We start from the raw sequence: 23,494 nt of genomic DNA on the forward strand, positions 1-23,494 counted from the left end.
TTAATCACTTAGGAGACTGTTGCATCACTTTTCTCGAAACGGCCAAAATGCAACATGATGGTCGGTAAAATCAGCAAGTTGAGGATGGTGGAAGAAATCAGGCCACCGACAATAATCGTTGCCATCGGCCCCTCAATTTCCCGTCCCGGCTCGCCGCTACCAATCGCTAACGGTAACAGTCCAAGTGCCGTGACCAACGCTGTCATTAAGACTGAAGGCAAACGTTCAGAGGCGCCACGGATACATGTTTCCAGATTCCACTCATAGCCTTCTACATCCACCAGGTGCTGAAAGTGCGACACCATCATAATGGAGTTGCGCAGCGTGATACCGAATAAGGTCACAAAGCCCACCAGTGTGCCGACCGAAATCCAGCCGCCGGTAAAGAAGGTAGCGACAACGCCGCCAATCAGCGCAAACGGCAGGTTGGCGAACGTGAGCATCAGGTTACGCAAGCGGCCAAACGCGATATACAGCATAAGAAAAATCGCCACGCCAGCCACCAGCGAGTGAATAATCAAGTCTTGCCGCGATTGCGCATTGGCTTCTGCTTCACCAGAAAACTCGAGGTAGTTGCCGCTGTTTAATTGCAGTTTTTTATGCAAAGTACTGCGTATGTCTTCGAGCAATAAGCCCTGGTCGCGACCAACAATATTGGCCGTGATAGTTTGAATACGTTTGGCACCCGAGTGCAGAATCTTGGAGCGGCCACCTTCTTGCGCCACATAGGCGACATCGGACAATTTGAGCATTTGGCCTTCAGGGTTGAAGATCGGGATATTGCGCATGTCTGCAATATCGTCGCGCGAGGCATCATTGAGCAGTACGCTGACGCCGATGGAGCGGTTGCCCATAAACACATGATTGACCGGGACACCTTCGTAACAGGCTTTCACTGTATCCAGCACGTCTACGGGTTGCAGGCCCCATAGCGCCAGTTTTTCCTGTTTTAGGCGAATCACAATTTCCGGCGTTTCTGGTGGCGATTGCACCATCACATCGCGCACGCCACGGATGCTGCCAAGCAGGTTGGCAACCTTCTGGGCATCCCTGTCCAGCGCATCCAGGTCCTGGCCAAAAATATTAATCACCAGGCCTGCCGCATAGCCTGAGATGGTTTCTTCAATGCGCTCGGTTAAAAAGGTATTAATGGCAAAGTTGGCACCGACAAAGCCCAGTTCGACTTTGCCATCACCATCGTCATCTTCTGTTTCGCCGGCAAGCTCTTCGCGAATATCGTGAAAAATACGTTCTTGCTCTTTGCCGGATACAGTGCCGATTTCGACTTCAAATTCACTGTAATGCGTGCCAAATGTATCGGCGGCATTGGGCGCGCGGCCTACCCATTGTGCGACACTTTTCACGCCAGGAATCTCCAGCAGTACTTTGGTGACCTGGTTGCCCAGCTTGAGTGATTGTATTTCCGAGGTGCCAGGCACCGTTGTCATATGCAGGATATAGTGGCCTTCGCGCAACGCCGGGATAAACTGGCTTCTGAATAAAGGCAGAATAGCCAGGCCCAGCGCAATGCAGACAAAGCTGGTCATCAGGATCAACTGGTAACGATGCTCAATTTGGTGCAGCAGTTTCACGTAGCGCTGCTTCAGCCAGCGCAACACCGGTGAGTCTTCGTTTTGCAATGGTGCGTTGGCCAGCAAGGCGTAGCAAAGCGCGGGCGTGAGGGTGAGGGCAACCAGCAGTGAGGCCAGGATGGCTGAAATATACGCGTAGCCCAAAGGGGCAAATAATTTACCAGCCACGCCAGACAAGGTTAGCAGCGGTAAAAAGACCAGTGCCACGATAATGGTGGCATAGACCACGGAGCTGCGGACTTCCATGGAGGCACGAAATACCACTTGTGCCGCGGGCAGCGGTTGCGACAGTAAACGGTTTTCACGCAAGCGGCGGAAAATATTTTCCGTATCAATAATGGCATCGTCAACTACTTCGCCTAAGGCAATAGCCAAGCCGCCCAGCACCATAATGTTCAGCCCAACGCCGTATTGATACAGCACCACAATCGCGGTCAGCAACGACAATGGAATCGCTGTTGCTGAAATGACTGCAGTACGCACGTTAAACAGGAATGCAAACAGCACCAGCACCACCAGGAATGAGCCGATTAAAATATCCGTACGCAAACTGTGTATGGCGGTTTCAATAAAGTTGGCCGGACGGAACAAGCCTTCATGCAGGGTCACTTTTTGTGCGGTCAGGCTGGGCTTGATATCTGCCAGTTTGCGTTCCAGCAGCTTGGTCAACGCATAGACATTGGCGCCCAGTTGGCCTTGTACTGATAAATAGACCGCGGGATGGCCATTGATGGCCGCTGCGCTGATAGAAGGGGCAGCCCCTTCGGCGACCTCTGCCACATCACTGATGCGGATGGTACGGCCCAGTTTGCGTAATAGGGTGATATTGGCTAATTGTTGCGGCGTAGTGGTCTGGCCCTGGCTATTGAGGATAATGCGCTGGTTGTCGTTTTGAATATAGCCTGCGCCACGTACGCCGGTGGCACGGCTGGCCGCATTGACGACGTCTTGCACATTCAATTGATACAGCATCAGTTTGCGTGGATCAATCTTGATTTGAAACTGGCGCACTTCGCCGCCGTAGACGTTGATATCAGCGACGCCAGGAATCGCCATCAAATGCGGTGTGAGGTGCCAGTCGACCAGGGTGCGTAGTTGCATCAGTGACAGTTTGTCTGAGGTCACGCCGATGCCCATCACCGTGCTGGCCGAGGAGGTGAGCGGGGTGATATTGGGCACAATCCCGGGCGGCAACTGGCTGCCCAGCATATTCAGGTGTTCGGCGACGATTTGCCGGTTACGGTAAATGTCTGATTTATCCTGAAAAATCACCGTAATAATAGACAGACCAGGGATCGACTGCGAGCGCAGGCTTTTAATGCCGATCGCTCCCGAAATGACATTTTCAATCGGCTGCGTGACCAGTTTCTCGACCAGGCTAGCCGAGAGTCCTGGCGACTCGGTTTGAATCACCACCTGCGTTGGGGCAAACTCCGGGAATACGTTGAGGTCACTCTGTGTCAGGCTGTAGGCGCCATAAACAATGACCAGCAGGGCGAGTCCGATCATCACGCCGTAAAAGCGGATGGCAAACCTGACCAGTGCCGCCATCATGTTTGCAGGCCTCTATGGTTTGTCAGCATTCTCAGCTTAGTCTTCATTTTCATTTTTGATCTGAAACTTGAATTCTTCTGACAATAATAGCTGCGCGCCGCGGGTCACCACTTCAGTGCCTGGCGCGATACTGTTATCAAACCAGCCATTGTCCAGCTCAATATCAGAGGCGATTGGTTTGCGCAAAAAGGTATCCGGCTTGGTTTTAACGTAAATCCAGGCCATGCCGCCATGCCAGGCAATGGCCTGGTTAGGCACAATGACCCCTTTCATGGTGGCAGAAGAAGATTGTGCCGGCACGACATTGACACGCATACCGACGCGCAAATAGTCTGCTGGCGCACTATAGAAATAGGTTTTACCAATATTGCTGATATCGGTCTGGATGGATTGCGACACATAGTCGGCTTTAATCGGTGCAATTTCGTCTTGGATAGGCGAAATATACAGGCTGGAGTTGCCCTCCGGCGCCTTGAAATTGAGCGGGAAGCTGACCTGCACCAAGACTTTCTTTTGCATCAGCAACTCATGCAGTGGGCCGGGTGACGGGTGCTGCGTCACCAGCATGGCCAGTGGTTGGCCCCATTGCGCAATAATGGTGTCGGTGAGTGCTTTCAGCTGTGCCTGTGCGGTTTTGATCTGGGTTTGGTCGTTAATCACCAATGCCTGCGCTTCCTGCACGGCTTTATCAGAGACGTTCTTGTCGTCTTCATTCAGATGTTTATAGCGTTGATATTGTAACTGGTGGTTGGGAAGCACACTTTCAGCCAGCGCCAGTTGTGATTTAAGTAGTTGATATTGGCTGTTGTAGTCGACCAGAGTTTGAATTGACATCACAGAACCCAGCACTTTGATATTGCCGTGGTAATCATAGGGCTGTAATGGTTGTACACTGATGCCGCTGTTTTGTTGCGTCGCCAGATTGAGTTGCACCACTTGCAGGCCGTTTTGCTCAGTGACGCGCACCGGCCCTTCAATTTCTTCTTCGCTATCATCCTGAATCGACTCATATTCATCGCGGCCAACAAACACGATGGCCCAAATCAGAATGACAATTAAAATAATCTGGGCCCCGATAATCCAGAGTGCTTTTTTATTCATTTTGCTGGCGCCTCTTGTTGCTGGTTGGCAAAAGCCGTTGCACGTTGTGATAGCGCAATCGGTTTTTGCATCACATTTTCAATCTCCTGCAATGCACGCATGACATTGGCCTGTTGCGTGATCAGGCGCTGCTGTGCACTATAGAATTGGATTTCTATTTGCAGGTATTCTGTTTTATCGATCAGCCCTTGATGCCACTGCTTTTCCAGTTGCAGTTTGCGACCGGATTGCTGTTCATATTCATGGGTTAATGTTACCAACAGCTTGGCAGCGTCGCGGTACTTGATAAAAGACTGCTCTGAAAGCTGGATGACCTGGTGTTGTAAGGCATAAAAGCGAACCGCTTCATTCTGCCGCACCTGCTCGGCATGTGCCCACAGGTCAGAAGATTTATTGAGCAGGTTAAGCATAGTGCCTATGCCCAAAGACCAGATTTTGTCGCCATACTCATAAATCATGCCCGGGTTGAGTGACAGGTCCGGGTAACGCTTGGCCATTTCCAATCGGAGTTGTGATTCAGCTTTTGCATATTGTGCCAGCCCGCGCTGGATATCCATGCGGTTGGTTAAAGCGGTATTCTGGATGGTGGACGCATCTGCATAGGCCTGCGACTGTGCAAAGCGTGCTTTCAATATCTGCGACAACTGAAGTGGGGCGATATTAAGTGGCAGATTATGTTGCTCGGTCAGGCCGGCATCATGCAGAATCTTTTGCTCGGTTTGCCTGATTTGCAAGGTCAGTTGCTGCAATTGCCAGGCGGATTGGTCATGTTGCAGGCGGATTGGCAGTACATCTGATTTGCCCGCTACACCATAGTCCAGCCGCTTCTGGTAGGCGGCAAGCAGTGTCTGCTGGGCTTTCTGCAATCTGCTCAGGTTGCCTTGCATGGCTTGTTGCTCAGCCAGCAGAATCAAGTCCAGGCTCAGTTGCTGCCGTAAAGTCCAGGCAGTTTCCGAAATCATTATTTTTGCAATGTCGGCCTGGTATTGTGCAATGTCGATATTGATCTGCCGCTTGTTGGCGGTAATCAGCGGGAGATCCACCTGCAAACCGTAAGACCAAGGATTAATATCACCATTGGCACGGTTGCTGTGCGATAACTGGCCATTCAGGCCAACTTGCGGGCGCAAACCGGCGCTGGTAATCCCTGCCAAGGCCACGGCGTAGTCAGACTTGGCGACTTTGAGAGCAGGGTGAAAGTAGAGCGCTGCCAGCGTCAGGCTATCCAGATCCCACGCATTAATCGGCCACGGCATGGGTGGCGATTTAGATTCAATAAAGGTTTTAAAACCATCTGCAGCAGGCGTTGCCTGTTGAATGACATCAATATTCTGTTGCTGTGGAATAGGCTTGGCCTGAAAGGCAATGCCGCACGCCGTTAACAGCAGCGGGGAAAGGTAGGCGAGCAGACGCATGGCGTTTGCAGGGCTGGTGCACACACACCAGCACCCGGCGAGAATTTATTCGACGATGGTCGCGTGGACAGCATCCAGCGCGTCTTGCAACAGTTCTTCTGGCAACTGATTGATGGTAGTTGCCAGCAAATCCGCTGCTTCGACTGTGCGAATCGGCAAGTCGGTTGTATTGAGTTCTGCGATTAAACCGGCAGCCACACCAGTAATTTTGAGCAAAATCTCACGCTCTCGCATTAAAAGCTCAAGTTCCGCTCTAAGCATATTTTCTTCGGCTGAATGCATATCCTGTCCCATCAACAACTTCTTTATGATCTTTAATCCAGCATCTTGCAGTTGAACGTCAGGCTTGTCAATGTGAACGCTCCAAGTTTGTGGAATCGCTTAAAAATGGGCTATAATAGCGAATTGTCGGTGTTGGCTGGCAAGATGCGAAAGTGGCGGAATTGGTAGACGCACTGGATTTAGGTTCCAGCGCCGCGAGGCGTGAGAGTTCGAGTCTCTCCTTTCGCACCACCTTATTATAATCGGGTGGTGCATAAACGAAATAACAGGCTTCCGTTGCAGGAGGCCTTTATTGTTTTTAGCGTTGGATAATGAGCAGAAAGAGATGACATATGAATATTGTACAAACACCAAATGCACCCGCTGCGATTGGCCCTTATGCGCAAGGGGTTGTCGTCGGTAATATTCTTTATACCTCTGGCCAAATTGCATTGCGTCCGGACGGCAGTTTGAATGATGGCGACATCGTGACACAAACCCGCCAGGTGTTGGCAAATCTGCAAGCAATTATTGAAGCCGCAGGCGGCAGCTTGCAGCAAGTGGTTAAAACAACGGTGTTTCTTAAAAACCTGGATGATTTTGCTGCGATGAACCAGATTTACGCTGAAGCGTTTGTGACACATACGCCTGCGCGCTCTACTGTGCAAGTGGCCAAGTTGCCACGCGATGTATTGGTGGAAATTGAAGCTATTGTTGCTTTAAAATAATGCTGGCAGATGGCGCTTGAAGTCTGTTTTTCTGGCGCCATATAACACTTAAACACAGGCTTTTTGACTAGCTTTATTCTATTTGATGAAGCGAAGTGATACGCTTATTGCGTAGGCATCGGCTTGAAGTTTATTTCAATTGAGACTTGTGTTATATTTTTAGGCTCTTTTTTCATAATTTGATCGCCATTAAAAGCCTTTAGAGTGTGGTCAGGTTGTGTTTAAACATTTATTAAGACGCACAAGCAGGCGTCTACTTACATAACCCATCGTTATTAAAACGATTTTTACAGGAAGTTCAGCATGGCAGCAGTATCTGTTGAAACAGTCAGCAACTTGGAACGTCGCATGACTATCAAAGTCCCTTTAGCTCCGCTGGAAGGGCAAATCAGACAACGTTTACAGCAAATTTCTCGTACAGCCAAATTTTCTGGTTTCCGTCCGGGCAAAGCGCCTATTGGCCTGGTTAATCAGCACTATGGTGATCAGGTGCGTGACGAGGTTTACTCCAAAGCGGTTGAGACCAGCTTTGGCGATGCTGTTGAGCAGAACAAACTGCGTGTTGCTGGCTTCCCGAATATTGAACACCTGCCATTTAAAGATGCTGCAGAAGAGTTTGAATACATCGCTACTTTTGAGATTTTCCCGGAAGTTGCTGTGGGTGATCTGAGCAAAGTGAAAATCGAGCGCCCGGCACTGGAGTTGTCCGATGCTGACGTAGAAAAAACACTGGATGTGTTGGTGAAGCAGCGCGTCAGTTACGAGCCTGTGAAACGTGCGTCTAAAAAGGCGGATCGTATTAACATTACATTGACGGCTTCTATCGATGGTCAACAGGTTGAAAGCACGGGCGATCGTGGTATTGACCTGGTGATTGGTGAGCCAGGCCGCGTCAAGGAGTTTGATGATGCCTTGGTCGGTGGTAAAGCGGGTACTGAGAAGTCATTCGATATTACTTACCCGGCTGATCACAATCCTGCACAATTAGCAGGTAAAACAGTGACTTATGACGTGAAATTCGTGTCTGTGTCACAACCGGTTTATCCTGAAATCGACGCTGAGTTTGCTAAAAACCTGGGCGTGGAAGACGGTAACCTTGACACCATGAAATCTGAAATCAAACAAAGTCTGGAGCAAGAAGTCGACAAGCGTATCAAAGCGCGTGTCAAAGAGTCTGTATTCCAGGCCCTAGTGGATGAAACCAGCTTCGAATTGCCAAAAGCGATTGTGTCTGCTGAAACCAACCGCCTGATGCAAGTAGCGGCACAAAACCTGCGCCAACGTGGTGTAGATCCAGCGCAAGTGCCGATGGAGCCTTCTGTGTTTGAAACACAGGCGCAACGTAACGCCAAATTGCGTATGGTATTGACTGAGTTGGTGAATACCAATAACTTGCAAGCGTCAGCTGATCAAGTACGTGCGATGGTTGATAGCTTTGCGCAAAGCTTTGAGAAGCCTGATGAGCTGGTCAGCTGGTATTATGCAGATGTTAAACGTCTGGATGAGCCTGCAGCATTGGCAACAGAAGAGAATGTAGTGGCTTGGGTGCTGGATAAAGCCAAAGTCACTAACAAAAAAATTAAATTTGATGAATTGATGATGGCAGGTGCTTAAACCATGAATTATATGAACGCGAACGAGGGCATGATGCAACAAAGAATGGAGCCGCAAGGGCTTGGCTATATCCCAATGGTCATTGAGCAAAGTGGCCGCGGTGAGCGTTCGTATGACATCTATTCAAGATTACTCAAAGAGCGCGTCATTTTCCTGGTGGGTCCTGTCAATGATATGACAGCCAACCTGGTAGTGGCGCAGCTGTTGTTCCTTGAGGCAGAAAATCCGGACAAGGATATTTCCTTGTACATTAACTCTCCAGGCGGCTCGGTGACTGCCGGTATGTCAATTTATGACACCATGCAGTTTATCAAACCGGACGTGAGCACATTGTGCATTGGCCAGGCGGCCAGCATGGGCGCGTTTCTGCTGACTGCAGGCGCCAAGGGCAAGCGTTTTTGCCTGCCTAACTCTCGCGTGATGATTCATCAGCCACTGGGCGGTTTCCAGGGCCAGGCGTCTGATATCGCGATTCACGCCAAAGAGATTTTGTACCTCAAAGACAAATTGAATGGCATCATGGCTCATCATACGGGTCAAAATATTGAAACTATTGCCAACGATACCGATCGTGACAATTTTATGAGTGCTGACGCTGCCAAGGCTTATGGTCTGGTAGACCAGGTGATTGCCGCACGTAGCGCTGTTTAATCAGCGAGCAACCAGCAGGGGAATAGCATGGCAAACAAATCTGATAGCGAAAAGCTTTTATATTGCTCGTTTTGTGGCAAAAGCCAGCACGAAGTCAAAAAACTGATTGCTGGTCCCTCTGTATTCATTTGCGATGAATGCGTTGATTTGTGCAACGACATTATCCGCGAAGAAATCCAGAGCCTGAACGAAATCAAGTCCGCAGATAAAAAACTGCCGACACCACAGGAAATCTGCCTGATTCTGGATCAATACGTCATTGGCCAGGTACAGGCGAAAAAGAATCTGGCTGTAGCGGTATACAACCACTACAAACGCCTGGGTTACAACCCGTTGTCTGACGCCAATCAGACCGGTAAAGATGACATCGAAGTGCAAAAAAGCAATATTTTGCTAATCGGGCCAACGGGCTCAGGTAAAACTTTGCTGGCACAAACGTTGGCACGCCTGCTGGATGTGCCATTCGTCATGGCCGATGCCACCACGTTGACTGAAGCTGGTTATGTGGGGGAAGACGTTGAAAACATCATGCAGAAATTGCTGCAAAAGTGTGACTACGACGTTGAGAAAGCGCAGCGCGGTATTGTCTATATCGATGAAGTTGACAAGATTTCCCGTAAATCTGACAACCCATCTATTACGCGTGATGTGTCAGGTGAGGGCGTGCAGCAGGCCTTGCTGAAACTGATCGAAGGCACGATTGCTTCTGTACCACCACAAGGTGGCCGCAAACATCCTAACCAGGAATTTGTGCAACTGGACACGACTAACATCCTGTTCATTTGCGGTGGTGCATTTGATGGTCTGGAAAAAGTCATTCGTCATCGCTCGGAAAAAGGCGGCATTGGTTTTGGCGCTGAAGTGAAGAGCAAAGAGGATGTACGTGCTGTTGGCGAAGTCCTGCGCGAAGTTGAGCCAGAAGATCTGATCAAGTTTGGCCTGATTCCTGAGTTTATTGGTCGTTTGCCAGTGGTGGCAACGCTGGAGTCTCTGGATGAAGCGGCTTTGATGACGATTTTGGTTGAGCCGAAAAATGCATTGACCAAACAGTATATGAAGTTGTTCAAGATGGAAGGCGTGGAGCTGGAGTTTGAAGATTCCGCACTGCTTTTGATCGCTAAAAAAGCGCTTGAGCGTAAAACCGGTGCACGTGGTTTGCGTTCTATCATGGAACATTCATTACTTGACCTCATGTATGAATTGCCATCACTCAAGGGCCTGGCTAAGGTGATTGTAGATGCTGGCGTGATTGAACACACTTCCGAACCAATTCTGATTTATCAGGATGCGCAAAAACGCGTTGAAAACGCAAACTAAATCCCCCTTGCAATAGCCACCTGGCTATTGCAAGATAGCATCTACAACATTAGATGCCTGCTCTCTTGAATTCTCAAAGAATGTTCCCATCTAAATGCAAAGGACTGGCTCCTTTGACACTTTTTGAAAGACGCTATGACAGAACACACTTTGCTTGACTCCGAGATACCCGAAGAAAACGCTTTAATCCCGTTATTGCCATTGCGCGATGTCGTTGTCTACCCGCATTTAGTGATTCCGCTGTTTGTTGGCCGCACCAAGTCGGTTAAAGCGCTGGAACGCGCCTCAGAAGGCGATAAAAAGATTTTGCTGGTGGCCCAGAAATCGGCCAACAAAGACGATCCTACGGCAGAAGACCTGTACGAAATCGGGACGCTGGCAACCGTATTACAAATGCTGAAGTTGCCGGATGGCACCGTGAAAGTATTGGTTGAAGGTCTGCATCGTGTGCGTGTTTCCGATTTTATGGAAACCGACGATTGCTTTATGGCATTGGGTGTAGAAGTTGAGCAAACCGACCAGGACGACAAAGAGGCTGAAGCCTTGATGCGTACCGTCATGACCCAGTTTGACCAATACGTCAAACTGAACAAAAAGATTCCCCCTGAAATCCTGACCTCATTGGCGACGATTAACGAGCCTGGTCGCTTGGCGGATACCATTTCTGCACATCTGACCCTCAAGCTTGAGGAAAAGCAGAAAGTACTGGAAATGCTCAGTGTCATCGAGCGATTGGAGCACTTGCTGTTCCTGATGGAGTCTGAAATTGACATCTTGCAGGTAGAAAAACGCATCCGTGGCCGTGTGAAACGCCAAATGGAGAAAAGCCAGCGTGAGTACTATCTGAATGAGCAAGTCAAAGCGATTCAGAAAGAGTTGGGCGAGCAAGACGAAAATGCCGAGATGGAAGAGCTTGAGCAGCGCATCAAAAATGCGGCCATGCCTAAAGAAGCCTTGGCTAAGGTCACTGCCGAGTTCAAGAAACTCAAATTGATGTCCCCGATGTCAGCTGAAGCTTCCGTGGTGCGCAACTATATTGATACCTTGCTTAACCTGCCTTGGAAAAAGAAAACCAAAATCAGCAAAGATCTGCAAACCGCAGAAGAGATTCTGGATGCAGACCATTACGGCCTGGATAAAGTCAAAGAGCGGATTGTGGAGTATCTGGCAGTACAACAACGCGTAGGCAAGCTCAAGGCCCCCATCTTGTGCCTGGTGGGCCCTCCAGGGGTAGGTAAAACCTCTCTGGGACAGAGCATCGCTAAAGCCGTGAACCGCAAGTTTGTGCGTATGGCATTGGGCGGTGTGCGTGATGAAGCCGAAATTCGAGGCCACCGTCGTACTTACATTGGCTCCATGCCGGGTAAAGTGCTGCAGAGCATGACCAAGGTTGGCGTGAAAAACCCTTTATTCCTGCTCGACGAAGTCGACAAGATGGGGCAAGACATGCGTGGTGATCCATCTTCCGCGTTGCTGGAGGTGTTGGACCCAGAGCAAAACCATACTTTTGCCGATCACTATGTTGAAGTGGACTATGACCTGAGCGACGTCATGTTCGTGGCAACGGCTAACAGTATGAATATTCCTGAGCCATTGCTGGATCGTATGGAAATCATTCGCCTGTCCGGCTACACCGAAGACGAAAAGATTAATATCGCTCAACGCTACTTGCTGCCTAAGCAATTAAAAGCGCACGCGCTGAAAACCACAGATATTTCTGTGGCCGAGAGTGTATTGCGCGATATCGTGCGTTATTACACGCGTGAGGCCGGTGTTCGCCGTCTGGAGCAAGAGATCGCCAAAATTTGCCGTAAAGCCGTTAAAGAGCAATTGCTGGCTAAAGGTAAAAGCAAAACGGTTAAGAAGGTCAATATTACTAGCAAAAACATTGAGCAATATCTGGGCGTAAAGCGCTACGACTTTGGTGTTGCTGCCAAAGAAAACCAGGTGGGGCAGGTGACAGGGCTGGCCTGGACTTCAGTCGGTGGCGAGTTGCTGACCATTGAAGCCGTGACTTTGCCAGGTAAAGGCAAAACCATTACCACTGGTAAGCTGGGTGATGTGATGCAAGAGTCTGTGACCGCTGCGATGAGCGTTGTGCGTAGCCGTTCAGAAGGCTTGGGCATCCCAACCGACTTCTACGAGAAGAAGGACATCCATATTCACTTGCCAGAAGGGGCGACCCCTAAAGATGGCCCAAGTGCTGGTATTGGCCTCACAACAGCGATTGTATCGGTACTCACTGGCATTCCAGCGCGTGCTGATGTCGCGATGACAGGCGAAATTACGTTACGTGGTGAAGTCTTGCCGATTGGCGGATTGAAAGAGAAACTGTTGGCAGCCCATAGAGGTGGGATTAAAACAGTGCTAATTCCTTCTGCCAACGAAAAAGATCTGGTCGAAATTCCGGCCAATATCAAGAAGGATCTGGAGATTCATTGCGTAAAATGGATCGATCAGGTGCTGGATTTGGCCCTCGAAAGTGCGCCGCAACCTCTGGTAGTCGATGCGCCAGCTGTTGAGATTGTCGCTTCTGGGGATGCGAATTCGGAGCAAGCTGTCACGCATTAGTAAAATTGATGCGAATTATTGTCAAAAGGCCGGATTAGCGCTTGACAGCTCGTTTTGCGGCTTGATATAAAGACGGTACAGGATGTACCTGTCTTTTTAACTAGTTATTAGGGGAAACACGTGAATAAATCAGAATTGATAGATCATATTGCAAGTGCTGCTGGTATTTCTAAAGCCGCTGCGGCTCGTGCTCTGGATGCAACAACTGAGGCTATTTCCGGCGCATTGAAAAAAGGTGATCTGGTAACCTTGATTGGTTTTGGTACATTCTATGTAGGTGAGCGTTCTGCCCGTTCTGGCCGTAATCCTCGTACCGGCGCAACAATTAATATCAAAGCTGCAAAATCTCCTAAATTTAGGGCTGGTAAAGGCCTTAAAGATGCTGTAAACTAGCATTCTTTGGTTGAGCAGCGTTAGTTGCTCTGCCAGCAGTAGCAACACAAGTGGTTGTTACGGGTGCTTAGCTCAGTTGGTAGAGCGTCGCCCTTACAAGGCGAATGTCAGCGGTTCGACCCCGTTAGCACCCACCAAACAATTAAAATTAAGAGTGCGAAGTATGCGCTCTTAATTTTTTGAGTGACGCAGTACTTGAGAAGTTACTTTAATTAGTGAAGCTAAGTGCTGATTAATAATTAAAAAATAGTTGTTGATTTTATAAAAAACGATGTTATAATTTCAGCTTAACGATTACCGGGAGCGGTAGTTCAGTTGGTTAGAATACCGGCCTGTCACGCCGGGGGTCGCGGGTTCGAGTCCCGTCCGCTCCGCCAAATAAAAAGCCCTGATTATTCAGGGCTTTTTTCTTTTCTGCATTTCTGTCATCTCTTTGCTATTCATATCCGCCTTTAAGCTTTGCATTTCAATTTAGATTGAATATTTAAATCGATATTTTTTGCATTGCGTCATGCATGGATCTCAAGCTTTCGGCATGCACATTTAATAATGCTTCATTCTAAGCATCCCGTACTGATGCGCCCACTTGTTTCCTGCCAATAAAGCCGCTGTCAAAGTATGAACACTAGGCTGGAATCCGGCTATATTGGCGGGTTTATGGTATAGTTTACCGTTGCAAAAAATCAGGTAATGGAAACTATAAAATGTTGGAAGCACTAAGAAAACATACACAAGGATGGATGGCAAAAATCATTCTGGCGCTGATTGTGGTGCCATTTGCATTGTTTGGGATCGACTCCTATTTAAATCAGGCCGGTGGTCAAGTCGCTGTGGCTAAAGTAGATGGCCAAAAGATCTCTTTACAGGAGTTCTCTAACGCCGTTGAAAATGCACGTAACTACATGCAGTCACAAGGGCAAAAAGTTGATCCAGCCATGCTGGAAAGCCCGGCATTCAAGCAGTCCGTGCTGGATGGCATTATTACCCGCCGTTTGGTAGAAGGCGCAGTTCAGGACTATCGCTTCAAGATCAGTGATGAGCAATTGAGCCAACACGTATTAGGGATGCCAGAATTTCAGAGCAACGGTAAGTTTTCTGAAGAGACTTATAATCAGCTGCTGACGCAAAATAAACTGACCCCAGCCAAGTTTGAACAAAGCGTACGTAAGGACCTGGCTGTACAGCAGGTGCGTGATGGTTTGACTAACCTGGTGTTTATGCCGAAAAAAGTGGCTGAGCAATCACTCATGTCAGAGTTTGAGCAACGTGAAGTCACTGTGGTTGACGTTAAAGTGTCTGATTTCGTGAATCAGGTCAACGTCACACCAGAGCAAGTGCAAGCCTATTACAATCAGCATAAAACCAAGTTCATCGCGCCAGCCAAGGTGAAGCTGCAATTTGCTTTGCTGACGGCCGCTGGTTTGATGGGGCAGGTAAGTGTGACGGATGCAGAGTTGAAGCAGTTCTACGACGAAAATGCGGCTAAATTGCAAGGCGACGAACAGCGTCAAGCCAGTCATATCCTGATTGGCTTCAGCAGCACAGCAACGCCAGCTGAAAAAGCAGCCGCCAAACAGAAAGCCGAGATTATTCTGAAACAAGTCAAAGCCAACCCCAAGAGCTTTGAAAAGCTGGCAATTGAAAATTCACAAGACACCGGTTCTGCTGGTAAGGGTGGCGACCTGGGTAGCTTTGGTCGTGGCGCTATGGTGAAACCGTTTGAAGACGCAGCCTTCTCGATGAAGGTCGGCGATATGAGTGACCTGGTTGAGTCCGAGTTTGGTTACCACATTATCAAGCTGACTGGCATTACTGGTGAGTCTTCTGACTTCGACTCTGTGAAACTCAAACTGAAAGCAGAATTGCTGTTCCAGAAAGCACAAGCCAAATATGCAGAACTGGCAGATGACTTCGGTAACACTGTCTACGAGCAATCCGGCAGCCTGGACCCGGTCGCCAAGAAGTTTAATGTACAAGTACAAACCTCTCCGGCGATGAGCAAAGACGAAATCTCTAAATTCTTTAAGAGTGATCGTTTTGCAACCTTGGTATTTTCTGATGAAGTACTGAAAGAAAAACGCAATACCGAAGCTGTTGAAGTGTCACCAAACAACTTGATCGCCGGACGCGTGGTCGAGTATGCGCCAGAAGCACCACGTAGCTTTGATGAAGTGAAAGGTGGCATTGAGGCACTGTTGAAAGCCGAAGCCGCAGGCAAGCTGGCACAACAAAAAGGTGAAGCACTGCTGGCAGACCTTAAAGCAGGTAAAGCGGCGGACACTGACTGGATCACTCCGGTGACAATTGATCGCAGAAATGCACAAGGTTTAAGCGATGGCGTGATGAGAAATGTGTTTAAGGTGAATACGCATGCCTTGCCAGCCTACTATGGTTTTAATGAAGCTAATAAGGGCTACACCGTGATTAAAGTGATTGCGGTTAACCAGAAGCTCAAAGACCAGCCGGACGTGGCTGACAGAGCGTTTAAAGCCTATCAGGCAGCATTGGGTGATGAAATGTCCCACGCTTATGTCGGCTCACTCAAAGCCAAGAAAGATATTCAGTTCAATGCGAAAGTATTGTTATCAAAAGGTAATGAATAATTTAGCGAGCTGAAGTAAAGAAAGGAGGGCATTGCCCTCCTTTTTTATTTTGTATAGAGAGGTTTTTATTGCGAACTGGCAAAAAAACTCAAAGCGGTTGTAATACCAGATGAAAGCAACCAGGCAAGCGCGGCACAGTTAAGAGTAATCGTCATCCAGAATAAGAGTTGGAAAGAAAGCTTTTTCGATTTGTGGCGAAACCACCTTTGTGCCAGGATTGCGCCCGGCCAGCCACCAATCAATGCCAGTATATGTAATGTAATTTCTGGTGTGCGTCTCAGATTTCGCTTGGCTGCTGATTTATCTCGCTGATAGACGATCAGCGACAAAATGCTTGCTGCGATATAAAGGTAAAAGATAAGTGGCTGTAGTTTTCTCAAAAAGACCGCGGTAGCCATGCAGGCAAGAAAAACAATGGCAAAAAGTAACAGAAAGGTACCATCTTTGGATCGTACTGCATCATCAATGTATTTAACGTGTTCAGCCTGCAGTTTTCTATTTTCAGCCTTTTTGACTGTGTAAGTCACAATGTCATTATTCATCGGTCGGCGATAACGATTCGTAAAAGCCGTAATATGAACAAACATCTGGTTGCCACCGCCATGCGGTGTGATAAAGCCAAAACCTTGTTCGTCTTTCCAAGAGGTGACTCTGCCTTGATAGCGCATAACACGATTACCTAACATTTTTAAATCTATGGCTCGTCTGTCAAATTAACTTTGGCTATTTTGACAGTGGAGCGCTTGTGAATACTATAGTAGATCTTATGTTCGCATCTCATTGGTAAGGTTTGGTTGCGAAGTGCAGTGCGTTTTAGCACGTCCCATTGATGGATGGGTTATGCATTACCGAATGATTGCCATTATTAAGGAAAGCCCAAAAAATCCCCACCCAAGATACTTAAAAACATTTGCGAATAGCTTGTAATTGGTCTCGTTGTTACGTTTGTCGTAATGGTCGACGACCACTGAGAGCATCACTAAACAGGCACAAATAAATGCTGCATACATTATCCAAGCAGGGACATCGTGAAGATGAATGCCTTTAGAGCGTTTCCCCGGGATATACAGATCGTTAACCCAGACACCATATGCGCCATAGGCAGCTAGCAAAAGAGAGAAAACAATATTTTGCATTCTTTCATTTGCAGGTATGTGATTAGGAGTGTAGTTGGTGTCTTTATACATAACGTTTGAATTAAGAGGCTGGCTTTAGCAAGTCACGCTTGATGGAGGGATTAGGTCGATTTGCTATCATTTTTAACAACTATCGTGGACGCAATGAAGTCGCCCAGTCTGCGATGTGCGCCAAAAAATATTAGAGCCCAATCAAGGATGCCTAGCGGAAACGTAGCGTTTCGTAGAAATGATTGAAACAAAGAGCAGGGAAGCTTCGTTTCCTTGTGAATTACCCGAATATTTAGAAGCCGTTTACCAACACTTTGACCATTAGGTAAAGCGTCTGATAACAGGAAGTACAAAAAACCAACAGCAAAGCCAAAATATACGGCGGGCTCTCTGCTGATAAAGAAATCAGATACGTAGAACACTATTATTCCGAGCAAATAAGAAACCAGCCCATCTATGAATTGCCCTTGAAACCGTTTTCCTGGGTGGGCCAGCTTAATTGACGATTCTATTTGTTGTGAGTTCATGAGCTAATTGCCTAACGTTTGAGATAAGGGACGCGCATTAGCGCGTCCCTGTTGAATGATGGGCTAGAGCCAGGCCACACGCAAACGAAAAGAAGCCAGACTGTAAAAGTGGAAATAGCTAACCAAGCAATGGTAACAAGTAACACATCACTCGCGATTGCGAGATACAGAGCGAAGGTAAGTGGCAAAGCCAACATAAGCGTGACTAAGCAACGAATTGTTAAACAGAAGGCCGCAAGTTTGCGAGCAAAAACTGCAACACAAAAATAACCAATTGATAAAACCAACCCAGCTAGAATGAATGTTGATAAATATGAAAACCGAACAGGACGTAAAGGCTCAAGAGCGCCCGAGACAAGTAAGGCCAGCAAGACTGGCGCTGTTAAAGCAAGCAGCCCAGTAATTAGAGATATGAGGCGGATGAACATGATTGGCTCTATAAGTGGCTGGCTTGAGCCAGTCCCGCTTGAATGATGGGTTAGCCTTTTTATCACTTACTATCATTGTCCTTATCAGCAAGCTCTTCAATAAGCGTGTAAAAATTTATACCCGAAACAACTCTAGGAGTAGATGGCATACCAGAACAGGCAAGCTCTATAGTTTTATTGCCTCGCTTTACAGTAACACCATAAAAGGTAGTGGTTTCAGTCTCAACAACATCAATGCTGTAATTAGTGCCCCCATTTTTAAAGCCTATGGAATGCAGAAAGCCGTGATATGGGTGGTAATACTCAGCTTCAAACTTGGCCAAAGAATCTTTTTTCTCCGTAGGGAAAACAATCTCAACATTATTTGGTTTCCCAAACCTGTATTGAAGCCATGCATCGGTTATTAATATTCGTTTTTCTAAATCCCAGTAATTACTTCCACAAAGAGAAACAACTTTCTCACTAGACTTTATATTGCATGTGAAGTAGTTCACTTCATCCTTTTTGCAAAGCGTACCGGCTATCGATGGAAGGCAGCTAAAGAGAAAAAAGAGAAAAAGTAGTCGAGAGATCAGAAATGTTTTCATGATGTTGCCTAACGTTTGAGATAAGGGGCGCGCTTTAGCGCGTCCCGCTTGATGGATGGGTTAGGCAGTTTCATGTAACACCTTGTTAAGGTAAGTAATGGCCTTCAAAGAGAGTACCAAAGGTTGCGGGCCCCCCCCTTCAAGGAAATCGACCATACGACCAAGCGGTCCATTCTCCTCTTTGCCGTTAACAAACTTGATGCCGTGATCATCTCCTCGGTAGTCATGCCAATACTCCGCGACCAAGCGACCATCCTCAAATATTTTGTACTTGTAGTCGTCAAATGAACTATTGGTGCGACCCGCGTGCTCGACTTTGTAAGTCACAGAAGTCTCCTTATGCCTAACGTTTGAAGTAAGGGGCTGGCGATGATGGCGGCACAGCCGAAGTTATTAAAACTAACTTCATAGATGCTTGTTTTCGCCAGTCCCGCTTGACTGATGGGTTAGACTAAAACTTAGGTTAGTTTCACGTGGATGATTATTTATCAAGGTGAACGAGGCACCTCGCTCTCGTAAAATACGCCGCATACGGCTTGCAACTCGAACGCTCCACACCCCAATGTATTTTTCACCACAGATGTTTCGAGCAGCGTAACCACCAAACAAGACTTCAAATTCAGCCTCGGGTATGTATGTCTCAACAAAAGAACGAAGACCCAGTTGAAGAATGGGTTGCGAGGCACCCTCCTTAAACATGCGCTCTTTGAACAGAAATAGCTGACCAACTCCGTTTGAGCTGGGTTTCAACTTCGTTTTAGAAAAAGGCCACATGTCGTCTAACGTAGAGCTAACCGGCGTTGCGCGGTCTTCTCGCGCAGCGTCCAGCGACCAAAGGGAGCGAGGTTGGGCGCCATGTTGGTTTCATCTGCGTCCGCCTTGCGCCTGCCCAAGAGCAAAGGCAAGAAAAATGAAAAACAAAACAGTTAACAACGAATCAGTGTATGACTTTTCATAGAAGAGCCAAATCGATGTTGCTGCCACCGGGATACAAAACACAAGGAAAACTAGCATTGTGATTGCATTCCATATTCTCTTTGTCACAGGGCGGAATGCGTCAACCAATGGGTAAAGCAGTGACATGATTGCTTCAGAAAGGATAAGCAAAGGCCAATAGATGACAGCGGCTACAACAAAAAACGAGATTTGTAAGTAATCTTTCCCAATCGGGATTGAAGGCAAGAATTCCCCAATGTACCTAGCTTGGCTTAGTAACACCGGCTCTTTTGCAAACAGAGCCTTAAACAGCGCAGGCATTGTGATTGATAGATACAAGGCTGCAAACGTAACCAAGTAAAAGAGAAATGCTTGCGTTCCAGCTTCTAGGGCTTGCAGATTGCGTGCACGGCGGTCTGTTGGCTCATTACCTGATATTGGCGCAGATGTAGGTGGTGGTTGTGTCGGTAACTGTTTCTTCTTAGCTCGGTTTTGCCAAAGCCACACGATTCCCGCATAGATAAATGCGGCGACAACGTTTAAAAAAATGTTCCAAAGATCACTGGTCATAGTGTGTGCAGACTCGAATGAAATCTAACGTTTGACATAAGGGGCGCCGTTAGGCGTCCCGCTTGATGGATGGGTTGGGCATAACTTTACTGTGCATTTAAATACTCTCGGATTGGCTCATCATCTGTAACCATGTGATCGGTAACATGGAATGCCTCTTTAAGCAGCGGATGAGCCAGTGCCTCATCTCGATTTAGAGTACGTCCAATCGTTTTTGCTTCATGCCACGGTGAAAACTGAGCATCAATTAAACCAACTTGATACTCATTTTCTGAGTTTCTTAGTTCGAATGCGAAAGCCACTCTCTGGGCTGGCGTTGAACCCTCTCCCCACTCACCTAAACTCACTGTTGCAACGACAACACGCTCAGGGTGGTTGTTAGAAAATTTCGCATAATAAACAGCATAAGCGTCATCATCGTTGTAAACAAAGCGGGTGAGCGATGTAGTTAGCCCACCACAGCATTTACATAGCTCGGATTGATTTTCTGGCTCAAACTCAATGTTCAACATACTGATGCCCAACGTAAATTAAACACCAAAAGCGAACTTAATATTTTATTGGGGATAGTGTATATAAACATAAAATTATTCATTATTTTTTAATAATCATATAGTTACTATTTTTTCGTGCACCACTTTTAATTCTATTTATATTTTAGTGCACCTTGTCTTTATTTACCGTTTTAGATAACGACGAATAAGTTCTAAGTAATTTACTGCATTATTGTTAAATCATGCAAGTGTTCAGCATTGAGCTGTAAAAAAACGCCTGACTTTGAGAGTTCAGGCGTTTTTTATTCTGCTAGAAAAATCGTTTTAGTCGATTTGACCCGCTGCGGTAATATTCATACCACCATCCACGTAGGTGATTTCACCAGTGACACCAGAGGCCAGGTCGCTGGATAAGAAGGCGGCAACGTTACCCACCTCTTCAATCGTGACGTTGCGGCGCAGGGCGGCGTGTTTTTCATTGAAGCCGATCATCTTGTCGAAGTCTGCAATGCCTGAAGCAGCCAGCGTTTTGATCGGGCCAGCAGAAACTGCATTGACGCGGATGCCACGGGGGCCAAGGCTTTGTGCCAGGTAGCGGACGTTGGCTTCCAGACTGGCTTTAGCCACGCCCATGACGTTGTAGTTAGGCATGGTGCGTTCTGCACCCAGGTAGCTCAGTGTGAGCAGGCTGCCGTTGCGGCCTTGCATCATTGGGTAGGCTGCTTTCGCCATGGCAGAGAAGCTGTAGGAGCTGATATCGTGCGCGATATGAAAGTATTCGCGGCTGATATTGTCCAGATAGTCACCATCAAGGGCGACTTTAGGCACAAAAGCGATAGAGTGTATCAAGCTGTCCAGGCCATCCCAGACTTTAGCCAACTCTACGAACAGGTTGTCGATTTGCGCATCTTCAGCAACGTCACAGGGTAAAACGATGTCGGACTCGAAGTCAGCAGCAAGGTCGCGCACACGCTTTTCGTGTTTGTCGACTTGATAGGTAAAGGCCAGTTCAGCGCCTTCACGCTTCATTGCGGCAGCAATGCCATAAGCGATTGAACGGTTGCTCAGCAAACCGGCAATCAGAATTTTTTTTCCAGCAAGAAATGCCATGCTTGTTCCTGTTTGGTAATGAGTTCAGTTAATTGGGCTAGCGGGTGTGAGAACGCGGGTCAAACACATCACGCAAACCTTCGCCGAGCAGATTATACCCTAACACGGTAATTAATATGGCAAGTCCAGGGTAGAGCGAGAGCCACCAGGCAAACTGGATATACTCCTTGCCGTCGGTGAGAATGTTGCCCCAAGAGGCTTGTGGCGGTTGCACACCGAGGCCCAGAAAGCTCAGGCCGGATTCGAGCAATACCGCACTGGCAATGCCTAACACCACGCTGACTAAAACAGGCGTGAGGCTATTCGGCAGGCAATGTTTAAAAATGACGCGCCAGTCTTGTGCGCCCAAGGCGGTTGAAGCGGTGACGAATTCACGCTGGGTCAGACTCAGGAACTCGGCCCTGACCAGGCGTGTGACGCTCATCCATGAGGTGAGGCCAATCACGATCATGACGTTGGTAATCGAAGGGCTTAAAAAGGCGATCACCGCCAGAATCAGGAAAAAACTGGGGATGGAGAGCATGATGTCGACCAGGCGCATGATGGCGGTGTCTACCCAGCCGCGGTAATAACCAGCCAGGGCGCCGAGAATGACGCCAATTACGGTCGAAATACCCACGGCAACTAAGCCGACCAACAAGGATACGCGACCGCCAAACAGCATCCGGCTCCAGACATCACGGCCAAGGCCGTCGGTGCCCATCCAGTGTTCGGCTGAAGGCGCAACCAGGATTTGTTTGACTTGAATCGCATCCGGGTCATAGGGCGCGATCAATGGCGCGAGCAGCGCAAGCAGCAGAATGACGCCGATGAAGCAGAGCCCGGTCAGCGCCAACGGATTTTGCAGGATTCTTTGCATTGTATGTTCTCTGCTTATCGTTCTCTATTTAGCGTTGCGGCATGACGCCTCTGCGCAGGCGCGGATCTGCCCAGGCATAAGCAAGGTCGGCCAGTAGGTTGCCCATCAGGGTGAGTGCTGAGCCTATGGTCAAAATACCCATGACAACGGGAAAATCACGCATCATGACGGCTTCGTAAAATAATTTACCCATGCCGGGGATGGCGAAAATGGTTTCGGCAATCACCGAGCCGCCAATCAGGCCGGGCAGGGATAAGCCGATCAGGGTAATCAGCGGTAATAGCGCGTTGCGCAAGGCATGGCGGTAAGTGACGGTACGATCACTGAGGCCTTTTGCTCTCGCGGTGGTGACGAAATCCTGGCTCAGTACATCCAGCATGCCGTTTTTAACAAACATGGTGACACCGGCGAGGCCTGTGATGGCTGGAATCACCACGGGCAGAAATAAATGCATAAACAGGTCCTGGCATTTTTGCCAGGCGTCGAGTTGGGCGTAGTTGAGGCTATGCAGGCCAGAAATGGGAAACCAGGGGTGAATCACGCCTAGCCAATACATCAATAATAAAGACAGCCAAAAACCGGGAATAGAGAAACCAATAAAGTTAAATAGCGTGATGCTACGGTCTGGCCACTGCCCATACTTCTTGGCCGCAATGACGCCCAGCGGCACGGCCAGTGTCAGGGTCAACAACAAGCCGACGATATTCATCAGCAGCGTGATAGGTAACGCCTCTTGAATCATGCCAGGCGTGGTGTTTCCTTCTTTATCGGTTTCTGCCCAAAACACTGGTTTTTGATGGCTGGCAAACGAGTGGCCAAAGTCCAGATGCACCATGCGCTCCAGCCACAAGCCATATTGCACGATGATGGGTTTGTCTAAATGATAGAGTTCGCGTAGCTTTTGGCGCGATTCTTCAGACGATTTGGGATCAAATGCCGCTTCGCTACTGGTGATATCGCCAGGAGCCAGGTGCATGATGAAAAAAGAAATCAGACTGATGCCGATCAACATCGGAATCAGCCATAATACGCGCCTGATCAAATAATTAAGCATGC

At 48.0% G+C, this 23,494-nt stretch carries 22 protein-coding genes and 3 tRNA genes; 10 read left to right on the plus strand and 15 right to left on the minus strand.

The genetic code is table 11. The features are described from left to right. Positions 1-8: 8 nt before the first annotated feature. The 4 genes from MET42_RS0107365 to MET42_RS0107380 are packed head-to-tail and all read right to left on the minus strand — an operon-like array spanning position 9 to position 5,944. Complete coding sequence (locus MET42_RS0107365) at positions 9-3,146, minus strand: efflux RND transporter permease subunit (protein ID WP_019882231.1); 3,138 nt, start codon at positions 3,144-3,146, stop codon at positions 9-11. Positions 3,147-3,182: 36 nt separating this feature from the next. After that, positions 3,183-4,247 (minus strand): efflux RND transporter periplasmic adaptor subunit, encoded by a 1,065-nt coding sequence (locus tag MET42_RS0107370; RefSeq protein WP_019882233.1) that lies wholly within the window; start codon positions 4,245-4,247, stop codon positions 3,183-3,185. Further along, a complete protein-coding gene (locus MET42_RS0107375) occupies positions 4,244-5,662 on the minus strand; it encodes a TolC family protein (protein WP_019882234.1) in 1,419 nt (472 codons plus the stop codon). The genes MET42_RS0107370 and MET42_RS0107375 overlap by 4 nt, the downstream gene beginning before the upstream one ends. Before the next feature lie 45 nt (positions 5,663-5,707). Next, entirely contained in the window at positions 5,708-5,944 is a 237-nt protein-coding gene (locus MET42_RS0107380; protein ID WP_189524813.1) for a hypothetical protein, read from the minus strand. 146 nt (positions 5,945-6,090) lie between these two features. On the opposite strand from MET42_RS0107380, the gene MET42_RS0107385 reads away from it, so the two are divergent. The 10 genes from MET42_RS0107385 (at position 6,091) to MET42_RS0107430 (ending at position 15,800) form a co-directional block, all read left to right on the plus strand. Beyond that, a tRNA-Leu gene (locus MET42_RS0107385) sits at positions 6,091-6,175 on the plus strand. Positions 6,176-6,276: 101 nt separating this feature from the next. After that, entirely contained in the window at positions 6,277-6,651 is a 375-nt protein-coding gene (locus MET42_RS0107390; RefSeq protein WP_019882237.1) for a RidA family protein, read from the plus strand. 303 nt (positions 6,652-6,954) lie between these two features. Further along, complete coding sequence (tig, locus tag MET42_RS0107395; RefSeq protein ID WP_019882238.1) at positions 6,955-8,265, plus strand: trigger factor; 1,311 nt, start codon at positions 6,955-6,957, stop codon at positions 8,263-8,265. 3 nt (positions 8,266-8,268) lie between these two features. After that, entirely contained in the window at positions 8,269-8,916 is a 648-nt protein-coding gene (gene clpP, locus MET42_RS0107400; protein ID WP_019882239.1) for an ATP-dependent Clp endopeptidase proteolytic subunit ClpP, read from the plus strand. A 27-nt stretch (positions 8,917-8,943) separates the two neighbouring features. Next, positions 8,944-10,233, plus strand: coding sequence for an ATP-dependent Clp protease ATP-binding subunit ClpX (gene clpX / locus MET42_RS0107405; protein ID WP_019882240.1), 1,290 nt, complete (start codon positions 8,944-8,946; stop codon positions 10,231-10,233). Between the two features lie 135 nt (positions 10,234-10,368). After that, complete coding sequence (lon, locus tag MET42_RS0107410; RefSeq protein WP_019882241.1) at positions 10,369-12,804, plus strand: endopeptidase La; 2,436 nt, start codon at positions 10,369-10,371, stop codon at positions 12,802-12,804. Positions 12,805-12,924: 120 nt separating this feature from the next. Next, positions 12,925-13,197 carry an HU family DNA-binding protein gene (locus tag MET42_RS0107415; RefSeq protein ID WP_019882242.1) on the plus strand — a complete coding sequence of 91 codons (273 nt, stop codon included), beginning with the start codon at positions 12,925-12,927 and terminating at the stop codon, positions 13,195-13,197. A gap of 61 nt (positions 13,198-13,258) precedes the next feature. Then, positions 13,259-13,334 (plus strand) — tRNA-Val (locus tag MET42_RS0107420). 163 nt (positions 13,335-13,497) lie between these two features. Further along, positions 13,498-13,574: transfer RNA gene (locus MET42_RS0107425), tRNA-Asp, on the plus strand. 327 nt (positions 13,575-13,901) lie between these two features. Further along, on the plus strand, positions 13,902-15,800 hold the full coding sequence (locus MET42_RS0107430; RefSeq protein ID WP_029512367.1) for a SurA N-terminal domain-containing protein: 1,899 nt from the start codon (positions 13,902-13,904) through the stop codon (positions 15,798-15,800). Between the two features lie 65 nt (positions 15,801-15,865). On the opposite strand, the gene MET42_RS0107435 is transcribed toward MET42_RS0107430, so the two are convergent. The 11 genes from MET42_RS0107435 to MET42_RS0107485 form a co-directional block, all read right to left on the minus strand. After that, entirely contained in the window at positions 15,866-16,486 is a 621-nt protein-coding gene (locus MET42_RS0107435; protein ID WP_019882244.1) for a cold shock and DUF1294 domain-containing protein, read from the minus strand. 159 nt (positions 16,487-16,645) lie between these two features. Next, positions 16,646-16,987 carry a hypothetical protein gene (locus MET42_RS0107440; RefSeq protein ID WP_019882245.1) on the minus strand — a complete coding sequence of 114 codons (342 nt, stop codon included), beginning with the start codon at positions 16,985-16,987 and terminating at the stop codon, positions 16,646-16,648. A 50-nt stretch (positions 16,988-17,037) separates the two neighbouring features. Next, positions 17,038-17,454 carry an RDD family protein gene (locus MET42_RS0107445; protein WP_019882247.1) on the minus strand — a complete coding sequence of 139 codons (417 nt, stop codon included), beginning with the start codon at positions 17,452-17,454 and terminating at the stop codon, positions 17,038-17,040. Between the two features lie 11 nt (positions 17,455-17,465). Beyond that, positions 17,466-17,882 (minus strand): hypothetical protein, encoded by a 417-nt coding sequence (locus MET42_RS14770; protein WP_157380506.1) that lies wholly within the window; start codon positions 17,880-17,882, stop codon positions 17,466-17,468. A gap of 62 nt (positions 17,883-17,944) precedes the next feature. Then, on the minus strand, positions 17,945-18,469 hold the full coding sequence (locus tag MET42_RS0107450) for a hypothetical protein (protein ID WP_019882249.1): 525 nt from the start codon (positions 18,467-18,469) through the stop codon (positions 17,945-17,947). 60 nt (positions 18,470-18,529) lie between these two features. After that, positions 18,530-18,796: a hypothetical protein gene (locus tag MET42_RS0107455; protein WP_019882250.1), complete on the minus strand. Its 267-nt coding sequence runs from the start codon at positions 18,794-18,796 to the stop codon at positions 18,530-18,532. Positions 18,797-19,333: 537 nt separating this feature from the next. Further along, positions 19,334-19,975, minus strand: coding sequence for a hypothetical protein (locus MET42_RS0107465; RefSeq protein ID WP_019882252.1), 642 nt, complete (start codon positions 19,973-19,975; stop codon positions 19,334-19,336). Positions 19,976-20,061: 86 nt separating this feature from the next. After that, positions 20,062-20,487 carry a hypothetical protein gene (locus MET42_RS0107470; protein ID WP_019882253.1) on the minus strand — a complete coding sequence of 142 codons (426 nt, stop codon included), beginning with the start codon at positions 20,485-20,487 and terminating at the stop codon, positions 20,062-20,064. Between the two features lie 306 nt (positions 20,488-20,793). Next, positions 20,794-21,579, minus strand: coding sequence for an enoyl-ACP reductase (locus MET42_RS0107475; RefSeq protein ID WP_019882254.1), 786 nt, complete (start codon positions 21,577-21,579; stop codon positions 20,794-20,796). 37 nt (positions 21,580-21,616) lie between these two features. Next, positions 21,617-22,438, minus strand: a complete 822-nt coding sequence (locus tag MET42_RS0107480) for an ABC transporter permease (RefSeq protein WP_019882255.1) — start codon at positions 22,436-22,438, stop codon at positions 21,617-21,619. Between the two features lie 28 nt (positions 22,439-22,466). Beyond that, positions 22,467-23,492, minus strand: a complete 1,026-nt coding sequence (locus MET42_RS0107485) for an ABC transporter permease (RefSeq protein ID WP_019882256.1) — start codon at positions 23,490-23,492, stop codon at positions 22,467-22,469. Positions 23,493-23,494: the final 2 nt, after the last annotated feature.

This window comes from Methylophilus sp. 42, assembly GCF_000384155.1.
In the GTDB taxonomy this organism is placed as follows: Bacteria; Pseudomonadota; Gammaproteobacteria; order Burkholderiales; family Methylophilaceae; genus Methylophilus.